This is a genomic window from Sphingomonas zeicaulis (genome assembly GCF_050433225.1).
Classification (GTDB): domain Bacteria; phylum Pseudomonadota; class Alphaproteobacteria; order Sphingomonadales; family Sphingomonadaceae; genus Sphingomonas_D; species Sphingomonas_D zeicaulis.
Map to the genome: position 1 here is coordinate 117,414 of NZ_JBNPXQ010000003.1, position 12,694 is coordinate 130,107.

Here is a 12,694-nt window from a genome sequence, read left to right on the forward strand (position 1 = left end):
AAGCCGGCTTCAGACAAATGCGGGCGACACTCCGAGGCCAAATAGGTCTCGTGCAGTACGCACCAGGAGGTTCATATGAAGCGTCTTTCGATCCTCGCGGGTTTCGCCGCCATCGCCACCCTCGTCTCCCCGATCGCCGCGCAGGCGGCGCCGTGGCAGAATATCAACGCACGCCAGCAGCGGCTCGATGCGCGGATCGATCAGGGCGTGCGCAGCGGATCGCTCAACCGTGCCGAGGCCCAGCGTTTGCGCGGTCAGTTCAACGATCTCGTCCGCCTCGAGGCGAATTATCGCCGCAGCGGCGGTGGGCTCTCTGCCCGCGAACGCGCCGATCTCGACCGCCGTTTCGACGGGCTGAGCGCGCGCATCAAGGTTCAGAAGAACGATCGCCAAGGCCGGCGTTGGTGAGCGGATGAAGGGTCCCCGGGGAAGTGTGGGGCTTCCCCGGGGCGCCTTCGAAGCCGAACCCGTGGGGATGGGTCCGGCGACACTGGCCCAGGATCAAACGATCCTGATCCAGACAAGTTACGCCAGCCGATTGCTTTCAAGCAAGAAATTTACAGTCGTGACATTTTGGCACCCGACCTAACTCGCTGGCTCGCTCAATAGCGCAGATAGGCCCGCCGTTCGTCCGCCCATGCCGTCTCGTCCGGCAACGTCAGCGAGTCCAACTCCGCGGGCGCGGCGGCGGCATCGTCCACCCATTCGCGCAGCAGCGGGCTACCGTTGATGACGTCGATCGGCAGCTTGCCGAACGCATATTCATAAGGGAAGTCGCGCCACATCGGATAATCCGGGTGAAGCAGGCGGATCGCCTTGAACGCCAGCGCCTGCAACCGCCACGGCCGGAACGCTTCGTGGTCGTATCCCGGCGCCTCGGCATGGATGTGGACGCCGCTGCACAACTGGCTGACATGCTTGTGGAAGGTCGGCTCGAAGCTGCAGTCGCGCAGGATGCAGCCCTGCAGCCACTGCGGAGCAAGCTCACGCATCGTCGCCATCACCTGGCGCGCGTCGATGTCCGGCGCGCCGAACAGTTCCAGCGGGCGCGTGGTGCCGCGGCCTTCGGACAAGGTCGTCCCTTCCAGCATCACCGTGCCGGCATAGGCGCGTGCCATGAACAGGTTGGGCGCGTTTGGGCTGGGGTTGATCCAGATGCGTTCGCCCAGCGGCCAGCCGAAGCCGGGCGTCGCGTCAGGCGCCCAGCCTTCCATCTCGACGATGCGATAATCGAGATCGAGCTTCTGGCGATCGATGAACCACAGGCCAAGTTCACCCAATGTCATGCCGTGGCGCATCGGCATCGGTCCTGCGCCAACGAAGCTCTCCCACCCCGGCCGCAAGGTCAGCCCTTCGATCGGGCGGCCGGCGGGATTGGGGCGATCGAGCACCCAGACCGCCTTGCCATGCTCCGCCGCGGCTTCGAGGACATAGAGCAGGGTGGTGATGAAGGTGTAGATGCGGCAGCCGACATCCTGCATGTCGACCAGCAGCACATCGAACGTCTGCATCGACTGGCCGGTCGGCCGGCGCACCTCGCCATAGAGGCTGAACACCGGGATGCCATGGACGGGATCGTCGAAGTCCGGTGATTCGACCATATTGTCCTGCTTGTCGCCGCGTAGGCCGTGCTGCGGCCCGAAAGCCGCCGTCACATTCACACCGGCCGCGACCAGCGCGTCAAGCGAATGGGTCAGGTCGGCGGTGACCGAGGCAGGGTGCGCGAGCAGAGCGACGCGGCGCCCCTTGAGCGACTGGAGCAGCGCCGGGTCGGCGAGCAGGCGATCGATACCGAAGTGCATGGGGTCAGTCTGCTGCCGGGAGTTGCGCGACAAAGCAATCGCGATGATGGAAATCGGGCTTGTCGCCGGGATGGGCGAGCGCCCACCAGGATGTGCCGCCGCTGCGATCCTTGATCACCGCAGAAAGTCCGAGCGCAGTGACCTGTGCCAGCACCGGCAGCGGCGCCAGCCGAACCGTCAACAGCAGCCGTTCGGGCGGGGCTTCCAGCCGAATCTCCGGCGCGGGGAATGCCTCTGCCGGGGCCATGCCCATGCGATAATGATCGAAGCGATAGGCTGCCCAATGCTGCGACGGCGCGAAATTGGCCTCGAGATAGGCGGTGCCGCCAAGCGCGAAGAACGCTTCGAAACAGGTGTGCTGCCACAGCCCGTCACGCCGCTGCGGCGCCTCGGGCGCGGGCAGCAGGATGCTCGCGACGGGACCGGTGACTTCATAGGTGATCTCCAGCGCGCCTTCCGCCCAGCGCGTCAGTTTCACCTCGATCGCGAGGTCTGGTGCGACAGCGCCCGGAAACGGATGCAGGCGGAACCTCTCCAAAACTCTCCCCAAAACGCTCGCCCCATGCTAGGCGCGCCGCGCCATGACCGAATATCAGTCCGACCTCCTAAGCCTGCTCGCCTCGCGCGGCTACATCCATCAAGTCACCGATGCCGCGGCACTCGATGCGCTGGCAACCAAGCAGGTGGTGCCCGGCTATATCGGCTTCGATCCCACCGCGCCCTCGCTCCATGTGGGCAGCCTGGTGCAGATCATGATGCTGCGCCGGCTGCAGCAGGCCGGCCACAAGCCGCTGGTGCTGATGGGCGGTGGCACGGGCAAGATCGGCGATCCCAGCTTCAAGGATGAGGCGCGCAAGCTGCTGACCGACGAGACGATCGCGGCCAATGTCGCCTCGATCAAGCGCGTCTTCGCCCGCTTCCTGACCTTTGGCGACGGCCCCACCGACGCGGTGATGCTCGACAATGCCGAATGGCTGGACCGGCTCGAATATATCCCTTTCCTGCGCGAGGTCGGTCAGCATTTCTCGGTCAACCGGATGCTGAGCTTCGACTCGGTTAAGCTGCGGCTCGACCGTGAACAGTCGCTGAGCTTCCTCGAGTTCAACTACATGATCCTCCAGGCCTACGACTTCCGCGAGTTGTCGCAGCGCTATGCCTGCCGCCTTCAGATGGGCGGATCGGACCAGTGGGGCAATATCGTCAACGGCGTCGAACTGGCGCGGCGGATGGATGCCGCCGAGGTCTTCGGCCTCACCACGCCGCTGATCACCACAGCGGATGGCGGCAAGATGGGCAAGACGATGTCGGGGGCCATCTGGCTCAATGCCGACATGTGCAGCCCTTATGATTATTGGCAGTTCTGGCGGAACACGCAGGATGCCGATGTCGGTCGCTTCCTGCGCCTGTTCACCGATCTGCCGCTGGACGAGATCACCCGGTTGGAAGCGCTGGAAGGCGCCGGCATCAACGAAGCCAAGCGCGTGCTGGCGAACGAGGCGACCGCGATGGCGCATGGCGCCGAAGCGGCCGCCGAAGCCGCCGAAACCGCGCGCCGTACCTTCGAAGAGGGTGCCGCGGGGGACGCACTGCCGACCTTGACGGTCGAAGGCGGCACGATCTCGATCATCGACGCGTTGGTCGGCCTCGGCCTCGTCGCCTCCAAGGGAGAGGCGCGCCGCCTCATCAAGGGCGGCGGCGCCCGCGTGGATGGCGAGAAGGTCTCGGACGAAGCGCTGACGATCAGCGTCGGCAGCACGCCGGTGAAGATCTCGGCCGGCAAGAAAGCGCACGGAGTGCTGGCGGGGTAATCCCCCGCCCCAACCCTTCGGCTCTTATCCGTAAGTCTTCACGCAGGCATCGAGCACGCGGATCGGCGGCCCCAGCTTGGTCAGCGTCGCCATCGCCTTGTAGCGTGCCTCCTGCTGCGCCTCAGCGGCGGACTGGCCGCGTGCGCGCAGTTTCACCGCGATGCTGTCGTCGAGCTTGGCGCGCATGTCGTTATAGGCGGTGATCTGCTTGACCGCCGCCTCGTCGGTGGTCTGGATGCCGCGACCGATAAAGTCGGCGACGCCCGCGCAGCCCAGTTCGGCGGTCAGGGGATCCTTGGGAAGATCGATCGGGCCGCTCGCGACGGTCGCCGGGAAGGCCTGGTCGCAAGCTCCCACAGCATCCTTCCACTTGGAACCGGTGACCGGCTTTTCCAGCTCGGGCATGCGCTTGACCACCGCGGCTGCCTTGGAGGGTTCGAAGCGATCGCTCTCCGCGCCGGCGAGCATCGCATAATGGACGATCTTGCCTTGCGCATCGAGCGGCAGCGAACCCTGGATCGTCTTGCTCTTCTCGCGGGCGTTCACTGCGGCGACGACGCCGCAGGTCGCGGCCTTCTCGATGGGATCCGCGGGCAGCTCGAGCGCCCGCTCGCCGCACCCGGCAAGCACCAGCGCCGTCGCCCCCAACAGCATCACTCCACGCATATGTCCACTCCGCAACCGTAATGAGTGCAGGGTCTACGTATCGGTCGGGCATATGGTTCCGCGGGTGAAACCAGTCAGAAAGCCAAACGCCCGGCGAGCAGCGCTCGCCAGGCGTTGGTCAAACCGGTGCTGTCCCTCGGCCAAGGGCCAACGGACGCGGCATCAGACGTGGATGGGCTTGCCCAGCACGGCCATCGCCGCTTCCTTGATCGCCTCGGAGTGCGTCGGGTGGGCGTGGCAGGTGTAGGCGATGTCTTCGCTGGTCGCGCCGAATTCCATCGCCTGGGCAACCTGTGCGATCATCGTGCCGGCCACCGAGGTGATGATCCAGGTGCCGAGCACGCGGTCGGTCTTGGCATCGGCTATCACCTTCACGAAACCGGTGGTGTCGTGGATGGTCTTGGCGCGGCTGTTGCCTGCCATCGGGAACTTGCCGACCTTGATCTCGCCCTTCTCGCGCGCCTGCTCTTCGGTCAGGCCGACGCCAGCGATCTCGGGCAGCGTGTAGACCACGCTGGGGATCACGTCATGGTTCACGATGCCGGTCAGGCCGGCAATGTTCTCGGCGACCGCGATGCCTTCATCCTCAGCCTTGTGCGCGAGCATCGGGCCGGGGATCACGTCACCGATCGCCCAGATGCCATCGACCTTGGTCGCGAAGCTGTGGTCGGTTTCGATCTGGCCGCGCTTGTTGAGCTCGATGCCGGCCTTGTCGAGGCCGAGGCCCTCGGTGTTCGGACGACGGCCGATCGAGACCAGCACGACATCCGCGTCGATCGTCGAGGCCTCACCGCCGGCCGCGGGCTCGACCGTCAAGGTCACGCCCTTGTCGGTCTTGGTCGCGCCCGTCACCTTGGTGCCGGTTACGATCTCGATGCCCTGCTTCTTGAAGATCTTGGCGGCTTCCTTGCGGATCTCGCCGTCCATGCCGGGCAGGATCTGGTCGAGATACTCGACCACCGTCACCTTCGCGCCCAGGCGACGCCACACCGAACCCAGCTCGAGCCCGATCACGCCGCCGCCGATCACCACGAGATGCTCGGGAACCTTGGGCAGTTCGAGCGCGCTGGTCGAATCGATGATCGACTGATGATCGATCTCGACGCCGGGCAGCGGGGTAACGCTGGAGCCCGTGGCGATGACGATGTTCTTGGCGCGGTAGGTCTTGCCGTCAACCTCGACCGTGTCCTTGCCGGTGAAGGTCGCGAGGCCCTTCAGCCAATCGACCTTGTTCTTCTTGAACAGGAAAGCGACACCGCCGGTGAGGCCGGTCACGGCTTCCTTGCGGCTGGCATGCATCGCATCGAGGTCGAGGCTCGCGCCTTCGACTTTGACGCCCCAGCGCGCGAGCGCGCCCGAATGCGCTTCCTCATAGAGGTGCGAGGCGTGGAGGAGCGCCTTGGAGGGAATGCAGCCGACGTTGAGGCAGGTGCCGCCCAGCGTCTCGCGGCTCTCCGCGCACGCCGTGCGCAGGCCAAGCTGCGCGGCACGGATCGCGGCGACATAGCCGCCCGGGCCAGCGCCGATCACGAGGACGTCATAATCATACTCAGCCATGGTGTACTTCACCTTTCACGCCGATTGCATTCCGGCATTTCTCCCCTCCCGCCCTGCGGGAGGGGTCGGGGGAGGGCATGTCTGCGTTCGGGCGTTTCCGAACAGGCCCTCCCCTAACCCCTCCCGCGGCCGGGAGGGGGATATCATCAGAGGTCGATCAGGAGGCGCGTCGGATCCTCGATCGCGTTCTTGAGCGCGACCAGGAAGGTCACCGCCTCGCGGCCGTCGATCAGGCGGTGATCGTAGCTGAGCGCGAGATACATCATCGGGCGGGCGACGATCTGGCCGTCACGGACCACCGGACGCTCCTCGATGCGGTGCAGGCCGAGCACCGCCGACTGCGGCGGGTTGATGATCGGGGTCGACATCAGCGAACCGAACACGCCGCCGTTGGAGATGGTGAAGGTGCCGCCTTTCATCTCGTCCATCTTCAACGTGCCGTCCTTGGCGCGCTTGCCGAAGTCGCCAATGGTGCGCTCGATGCCGGCAACCGACAGCTCCTGCGCGTCGCGGATCACCGGCACGACCAGGCCGTTCGGCGCGGAGACCGCAACCGACACGTCGACATAGTCGCGATAGACGATCTCGTCGCCGTCGATCGAGGCGTTGACCGAAGGCACATCCTTCAGCGCCTGGCACGCGGCCTTCACGAAGAAGCCCATGAAGCCAAGGCGGACGCCATGCTTCTTCTCGAACAGATCCTTGTACTTGGCGCGCGCCTCCATCACCGCCGTCATGTCGACGTCGTTGAAGGTGGTCAGCATCGCTGCCGTATCCTGCGCCTCCTTGAGGCGACGGGCGATGGTCTGGCGCAGGCGGGTCATCCGCACGCGCTCTTCGCGGCGGTCGCCGGTGGCCGGCTGCGCGGCAGCCGCGGGCGATGCCGCGGTCAACGGGGCGGCCGGCTGCGCGGCGCCGGTCTTTACCGCCGCCATCACATCGTCCTTGGTCAGGCGGCCGTCCTTGCCGGAGCCCTTGATCGACGAGGGATCGAGGCCATGCTCCAGCACCAGGCGGCGCACCGCCGGCGAGAGCGTGAGCGGGCCCGATTCATCGTCGGCAGCTGGCGCCGGCGCGGGTGCTGGCGCCACGATCTGCGCGGGGGCTGCGGCCGGGGCCGGCTTGGCCGCGGCGGCCGGAGCGGAAGCGGCGGCGCCGCCTTCCTCGATCACCGCGATCACCGCGCCGACCTCGACCGTGTCGCCCGGCTTGGCGGCATGCGCGCCCATCACGCCGGCGACCGGCGAGGGCACTTCCACCGCGACCTTGTCGGTCTCCAGGCTGGCGATCGGCTCGTCAACCTTCACCGGATCGCCTGGCTGCTTCAACCATTCGCCGATCGTCGCTTCGGTGATCGATTCGCCCAGAACGGGCACCTTAACGTCTGTCGCCATGATGAAACTTAGCCCTTCTTGCGGCGCTTGATCTCGGCGCGAACGCTGAGGCCGAGCGCATCGGCCACAAGCGCGCCCTGTTCGGAAAGATGACGGCTCGCGAGGCCGGTCGCGGGGGAGGCAGAAGCCGCACGGCCCGCATAGCGCGCCCGCTTCGGCTTGGTGCCCGCCTTCTTCAGGCACTCCTCGATAAGCGGCTCGACGAAGAACCACGCACCGTTGTTCTTCGGCTCCTCCTGCGCCCAGACCACCTCCTGGAGGTTGGTCAGGCGCTCGAGGCGCGCGACCAGCGGTTCGGACGGGAATGGATAAAGCTGCTCGACGCGGACGATCTCCGTATCCTCGATCTCGGCGGCATCGCGCGCCTCGATCAGGTCGTAGGCGACCTTACCGGTGCAAAGCACCAGCCGCTTTACATTCTCGGCCTTGGGCGGCGTCGGATCCGACTTCAGCCGCTGGAAGTGCGAATTGCCGATGAAGTCCTCGGCGCTCGACACCGCCATCTTGTGGCGAAGCAGCGACTTGGGCGTCATCATCACCAGCGGCTTGCGGAAGCTGCGGTGCATCTGGCGGCGGAGGATGTGGAAATAGTTGGCTGGCGTCGTGACGTTCGCCACCTGCATATTGTCCTGCGCACAGAGCTGCAGATAGCGCTCCAGACGGGCGGACGAATGCTCCGGCCCCTGACCTTCGTAGCCGTGTGGCAGCAGCAGCACGATGCCGTTGGCGCGCAGCCACTTGGCTTCGGCCGCCGCCATATACTGGTCGATGATGATCTGCGCACCGTTGGCGAAGTCACCGAACTGCGCTTCCCACAGCACCAGCGTCTTCGGGTCGGTCATGGCATAGCCATATTCGAAACCGAGCACGCCATATTCGGACAGCGGGCTATCCAGCACCTCGAACCGGCCGTGCGGCACGGTCGACAGCGGAATATATTTGTCCTCGGTCTTCTGATCGACCCAGACGGCGTGACGCTGGCTGAACGTGCCGCGCCCCGAATCCTGGCCCGACAGACGGACGCCATAGCCCTCGGAGACGAGGCTGCCGAACGCCAGCGCTTCACCGGTCGCCCAGTCGAAACCCTGGCCGGACTTGAACATCTCACGCTTCGCATCGAGCACGCGGCCCAGCGTCTTGTGGATCTCATGTCCTTCGGGAACCGTCGTCAGGGTGCGACCGAGGCTGTCGAACAGCTTCTTGTCGATGCTGGTCTCGACGTTGCGCGGCGCGTTCTCGGGGTCCGCCGGACGATGCAGGCCCGACCAACGACCACTGAACCAGTCGGCCGCATTGGCCTTGTACCCCGCTGCCGCCTGGAACTCCTGCTCCAGCACGGCGACGAAGCGATCGGCATATTCGCCGGCATAATTGCCGTCGATCACGTTCTGCTCGCGCAGCTTCTTCGCGTAGATCTCGCTCACCGGCGGGTGCTGGCGGATCTTCGCGTACATCAGCGGCTGGGTGAAGCTCGGCTCGTCGCCCTCATTGTGACCGAAGCGGCGATAGCACCACATGTCGATCACGACGTCCTTGTCGAACTTCTGGCGGAACTCGATCGCCATCTTGCAGGCGAAGGTTACCGCTTCGGGATCGTCGCCGTTGACGTGGAAGATCGGCGCCTGGACGCCCTTCGCCACATCCGAAGGATAGGGCGAGTTGCGCGCGAACTGCGGGCTGGTGGTGAAACCGATCTGATTGTTGATGATGAAGTGGATGCAGCCGCCGGTGGCGTAGCCGCGGATGCCCTGGAAGCCCAAGGTCTCCCAGACGATGCCCTGGCCTGCGAACGCGGCGTCGCCGTGCAGCAGGATCGGCAGCACTTGGTCCATCTCTTCCAGATCGTCGCGCATCTGCAGGGTTGCGCGCGCCTTGCCGAGCACCACCGGATCCACGGTTTCGAGATGCGACGGGTTCGGCACCAGCGACATGTGCACCTTGATGCCGTCGAACTCACGATCGGTGGAGGTACCGAGGTGGTACTTCACGTCGCCCGAGCCGCCGACATCCTCGGGGTTCGAAGAACCGCCCGAGAATTCGTGGAAGATCACGCGATAGGGCTTGGCCATCACGTTCGCGAGCACGTTGAGGCGGCCGCGGTGGGCCATGCCGATCACGATCTCGCGGACGCCCATCTGGCCGCCATATTTGATCACCGCCTCGAACGCCGGGATCATCGATTCGCCGCCGTCGAGGCCGAAGCGCTTCGTGCCGACATATTTGCGGCCGAGGAACTTCTCGTACTGCTCGCCCTGGATGACCTTGGAGAGGATCGCGATCTTGCCCTCGGGCGAGAATTCGATGGCCTTGTCCTTGCCTTCCATCCGCTGCTGGAGGAACTGGCGCTCCTCCGTGTCGGCGATGTGCATATATTCGAGGCCGACATTGCCGCAGTAATTCGCGCGCAGGATTTCGACAAGTTCGCGAACGGTCGCGCGCTCCAGGCCCAGCGTACCGCCCAGATAGACCTGACGGTCGAGGTCGGCGCCGCTGAAACCGTGATACTCCGGCGTCAGGTCGGCCGGCAGTTCACGCTTGCTGAGGCCGAGCGGATCGAGGTTGGCGGCAAGGTGTCCGCGCACGCGATAGGTGCGGATCAGCATCTGCGCGCGGATCGCATCGCCCGCGGCGCGAGCGATCTCGTCGGCAGACACCGGCGCTGGCGCAGCAGCACGCTTCGGCGCCGCCTTCGGTTCCACCTGCATCTGGGTGGGGTCGAGCCCCGCCGTGAGCGGATCGGTGTCGCTGGGGGGCCAGTTCGGCCGCGCCCAGCTCGGAGCTGCGGTCGTCTGCTCGACGCCCTCGAACCAGTCGCGCCACGCCGGATCGATCGACTCCGGGCTGGCGACATAGCGACGATAGAGCGTCTCGACGAAACCCGGGCTCACGCCCTCGATACCGTCGAACTCCTGGCCTTCAAAACCCATCTTCACACTCCTGGGGCCTTCCTGTCCGCGGAAGGCCCACTCTTCTGCAGCGCCGACCGCGCCCCGCCGGCTGAGCGGGGCGCTTCGATCAGCCCTTCAGCACCTCGGCCAGCGTGGTGCCCAGCTCGGACGGGCTGGCTGCCACCTTGATGCCGGCCTCTTCCATCGCCGCGATCTTGTCTTCGGCGCCGCCCTTGCCGCCCGAAACGATCGCGCCCGCATGGCCCATGCGACGACCCGGAGGGGCCGTGCGGCCGGCGATGAAGCCAGCCATCGGCTTCTTGCGGCCGCGCTTCGCCTCATCCTTGAGGAACTGCGCCGCCTGCTCCTCGGCGTCGCCGCCGATTTCGCCGATCATGATGATCGACTGGGTCTCGTCGTCGGCCAGGAACAGCTCGAGCACGTCGATGAAGTTCGTGCCGTTGACAGGGTCGCCGCCGATGCCGACAGCGGTGGTCTGGCCGAGGCCGATCGCCGTCGTCTGGAACACGGCTTCATAGGTAAGCGTGCCGGAGCGCGAAACAACGCCCACCGAACCCTTCTTGAAGATCGAACCCGGCATGATGCCGATCTTGCATTCGTTCGGGGTCAGCACGCCCGGGCAGTTCGGCCCGATCAGGCGCGACTTGGAGCCGCTGAGCGCGCGCTTGACCTTGACCATGTCGAGCACCGGGATGCCCTCCGTGATGCAGACGATCAGCGGAACCTCGGCGTCGATCGCCTCGAGGATCGAGTCGGCCGCGAAGGGCGGCGGGACGTAGACGACGCTGGCATCGGCACCGGTCTTGGTGACCGCCTCGGCGACGGTATCGAACACCGGCAGGCCGATGTGCGTGCCGCCACCCTTGCCGGGCGTCACGCCGCCGACCATCTGGGTGCCATAGGCCAGGGCCTGTTCCGTGTGGAACGTGCCCGTGGCGCCGGTCATCCCCTGGGTGATGACCTTGGTGTTCTTGTTGACGAGAATGCTCATTCGGTCCCGCTTCCCTTCGCGTTTATTCTCTGCGCCATGAGACTGACGCCTACGACGTGCAATTTTTCGGCGACTTCGCTGCCCTGTGGCACGTACCCGATCTGGGTCTTGCTGTGTCCGCGGGCGACGACGCCCGGTTCCCAGATGTAACTCAGGAAGACTTCCGGAATATCGGTCTTCCTAAACCCTTCGCCGCCGAACCGCCGCACCGCCGAGTCGGACAGCGGCGCATCGGCCGTCATGTCGTAAACGCGGCAGCCGACGGTGACGCCCTCTTCGCCATTGTCGACCGCCGAGAGCGCAAGCTCCAGCGGGCGGCCGGAAACGGTGCGGCGATATTCGCTGCCCTCATGGCGCAGCGGCACCGTCTTGCCGAAGGCAACGAGTTCGCCGAACGGGCTGGCGGGGTCCGGCGTAAACCGTTCCCAGCCGGTCGCACGGATCGCAGCGTCAGCTTTTGCCGCGCTCTCCAGCGAGGTGCAGGCCCCCTTGAATGCCGCGAGTACGGCATCCTCGGGATAGGCGGGCGACGTTGCCGCCGCCTGGGCCTGCATCACCAGCAGGAGAGCGGGCAGCGGCATCACGCCAGGCTTTCGTCGATCCCCTTGCAGGCGACCAGCAGTTCCTTGACTGCGTCGACCGAGACGTTGAGATTGGCCTTCGCCTCCTCGTTGAGCTCGATCTCGATGACCTTCTCGACGCCCCCGGCGCCGATGATCACCGGCACGCCGACATAAAGGTCGTTCACGCCATATTCGCCGCTCAGATAGGCTGCGCAGGGCAGAACCCGCTTCTTGTCCTTCAAATAGGCCTCGGCCATCTCGATGCCCGCGGTCGCCGGCGCATAGAAGGCCGAACCGGTCTTGAGCAGCGCGACGATCTCGCCGCCGCCGCCGCGCGTGCGCTTGACGATCTCGTCGATACGCTCCTGCGTCGACCAGCCCATCTTGATGAGGTCGGGGATCGGGATGCCCGCGACGGTCGAATATTCGACGACGGGGACCATCGTATCGCCATGACCGCCGAGCACGAACGCCGTCACGTCCTGCACCGAGACCTTGAACTCCTCGGCAAGGAAGCTGCGGAAGCGCGCCGAATCGAGAACGCCGGCCATGCCGACGACCTTGTTGTGCGGCAGCCCCGAGAATTCGCGCAGCGCCCACACCATCGCGTCGAGCGGGTTGGTGATGCAGATCACGAACGCGTCGGGGGCGTTGGCCTTGATGCCCTCACCCACCGCCTTCATGACCTTCAGGTTGATGCCCAGCAGGTCGTCGCGGCTCATGCCCGGCTTGCGGGCGACACCGGCGGTAACGATGATCACGTCGGCACCGGCGATGTCGGCATAGTCGTTCGTGCCCTTGAGCGCGACGTCGAACCCTTCCACCGGCGCGCACTGCGACAGGTCGAGCGCCTTGCCCTGCGGCACGCCTTCGACGACGTCGAACAGCACGACGTCACCGAGTTCCTTCGAAGCTGCGAGGTGAGCGAGCGTACCGCCGATATTGCCTGCGCCGATGAGCGCGATCTTCTTCCGGGCCATCCAAATGGTCTCCCTAGCGATTCC

11 protein-coding genes are annotated in these 12,694 nt (G+C 65.6%); 2 read left to right on the forward strand and 9 right to left on the reverse strand.

What is annotated here, in order from left to right; all coding sequences use genetic code 11:
* Nucleotides 1-75 precede the first annotated feature (75 nt).
* The gene (locus FHS96_RS13360) at nucleotides 76-408 is read left to right on the forward strand and encodes a hypothetical protein (RefSeq protein WP_429592087.1); all 333 of its coding nucleotides are present in this window, start codon (nucleotides 76-78) and stop codon (nucleotides 406-408) included.
* 194 nt (nucleotides 409-602) lie between these two features.
* Here FHS96_RS13360 and FHS96_RS13365 read toward each other — a convergent pair whose 3' ends face one another.
* Together FHS96_RS13365 and FHS96_RS13370 are read right to left on the reverse strand one after the other, a co-directional pair.
* Entirely contained in the window at nucleotides 603-1,802 is a 1,200-nt protein-coding gene (locus tag FHS96_RS13365) for an exo-beta-N-acetylmuramidase NamZ family protein (RefSeq protein ID WP_429592090.1), read from the reverse strand.
* Nucleotides 1,803-1,806: 4 nt separating this feature from the next.
* Nucleotides 1,807-2,340, reverse strand: coding sequence for a DOMON-like domain-containing protein (locus FHS96_RS13370; protein ID WP_429592094.1), 534 nt, complete (start codon nucleotides 2,338-2,340; stop codon nucleotides 1,807-1,809).
* Nucleotides 2,341-2,383: 43 nt separating this feature from the next.
* On the opposite strand from FHS96_RS13370, the gene tyrS reads away from it, so the two are divergent.
* Nucleotides 2,384-3,610, forward strand: a complete 1,227-nt coding sequence (gene tyrS, locus FHS96_RS13375; protein ID WP_429592097.1) for a tyrosine--tRNA ligase — start codon at nucleotides 2,384-2,386, stop codon at nucleotides 3,608-3,610.
* A 24-nt stretch (nucleotides 3,611-3,634) separates the two neighbouring features.
* On the opposite strand, the gene FHS96_RS13380 is transcribed toward tyrS, so the two are convergent.
* From FHS96_RS13380 to mdh, 7 genes are all read right to left on the reverse strand, one after another.
* Nucleotides 3,635-4,276: a hypothetical protein gene (locus FHS96_RS13380; RefSeq protein ID WP_429592099.1), complete on the reverse strand. Its 642-nt coding sequence runs from the start codon at nucleotides 4,274-4,276 to the stop codon at nucleotides 3,635-3,637.
* A gap of 162 nt (nucleotides 4,277-4,438) precedes the next feature.
* On the reverse strand, nucleotides 4,439-5,833 hold the full coding sequence (gene lpdA, locus FHS96_RS13385; RefSeq protein WP_429592101.1) for a dihydrolipoyl dehydrogenase: 1,395 nt from the start codon (nucleotides 5,831-5,833) through the stop codon (nucleotides 4,439-4,441).
* Nucleotides 5,834-5,979: 146 nt separating this feature from the next.
* Complete coding sequence (gene odhB / locus FHS96_RS13390) at nucleotides 5,980-7,227, reverse strand: 2-oxoglutarate dehydrogenase complex dihydrolipoyllysine-residue succinyltransferase (RefSeq protein WP_429592104.1); 1,248 nt, start codon at nucleotides 7,225-7,227, stop codon at nucleotides 5,980-5,982.
* Nucleotides 7,228-7,235: 8 nt separating this feature from the next.
* A complete protein-coding gene (locus FHS96_RS13395; protein ID WP_429592106.1) occupies nucleotides 7,236-10,154 on the reverse strand; it encodes a 2-oxoglutarate dehydrogenase E1 component in 2,919 nt (972 codons plus the stop codon).
* 88 nt (nucleotides 10,155-10,242) lie between these two features.
* Nucleotides 10,243-11,127: a succinate--CoA ligase subunit alpha gene (sucD, locus tag FHS96_RS13400; RefSeq protein ID WP_429592109.1), complete on the reverse strand. Its 885-nt coding sequence runs from the start codon at nucleotides 11,125-11,127 to the stop codon at nucleotides 10,243-10,245.
* A complete protein-coding gene (locus tag FHS96_RS13405) occupies nucleotides 11,124-11,708 on the reverse strand; it encodes a hypothetical protein (protein ID WP_429592112.1) in 585 nt (194 codons plus the stop codon). Before FHS96_RS13405 ends, sucD begins: the two co-directional genes overlap by 4 nt.
* The gene (gene mdh, locus FHS96_RS13410) at nucleotides 11,708-12,670 is read right to left on the reverse strand and encodes a malate dehydrogenase (RefSeq protein ID WP_429592115.1); all 963 of its coding nucleotides are present in this window, start codon (nucleotides 12,668-12,670) and stop codon (nucleotides 11,708-11,710) included. Before mdh ends, FHS96_RS13405 begins: the two co-directional genes overlap by 1 nt.
* Nucleotides 12,671-12,694: the final 24 nt, after the last annotated feature.

Bases quoted from the DNA above. Each gene is read 5' to 3' on its own strand.
- FHS96_RS13380 (WP_429592099.1), bottom strand. From the start codon at position 4,276: ATGCGTGGAGTGATGCTGTTGGGGGCGACGGCGCTGGTGCTTGCCGGG.
- FHS96_RS13365 (WP_429592090.1), bottom strand. From the start codon at position 1,802: ATGCACTTCGGTATCGATCGCCTGCTCGCCGACCCGGCGCTGCTCCAG.
- FHS96_RS13405 (WP_429592112.1), bottom strand. From the start codon at position 11,708: ATGCCGCTGCCCGCTCTCCTGCTGGTGATGCAGGCCCAGGCGGCGGCA.
- odhB (WP_429592104.1), bottom strand. From the start codon at position 7,227: ATGGCGACAGACGTTAAGGTGCCCGTTCTGGGCGAATCGATCACCGAA.
- mdh (WP_429592115.1), bottom strand. From the start codon at position 12,670: ATGGCCCGGAAGAAGATCGCGCTCATCGGCGCAGGCAATATCGGCGGT.
- FHS96_RS13395 (WP_429592106.1), bottom strand. From the start codon at position 10,154: ATGGGTTTTGAAGGCCAGGAGTTCGACGGTATCGAGGGCGTGAGCCCG.
- FHS96_RS13360 (WP_429592087.1), top strand. From the start codon at position 76: ATGAAGCGTCTTTCGATCCTCGCGGGTTTCGCCGCCATCGCCACCCTC.
- tyrS (WP_429592097.1), top strand. From the start codon at position 2,384: ATGACCGAATATCAGTCCGACCTCCTAAGCCTGCTCGCCTCGCGCGGC.
- sucD (WP_429592109.1), bottom strand. From the start codon at position 11,127: ATGAGCATTCTCGTCAACAAGAACACCAAGGTCATCACCCAGGGGATG.
- lpdA (WP_429592101.1), bottom strand. From the start codon at position 5,833: ATGGCTGAGTATGATTATGACGTCCTCGTGATCGGCGCTGGCCCGGGC.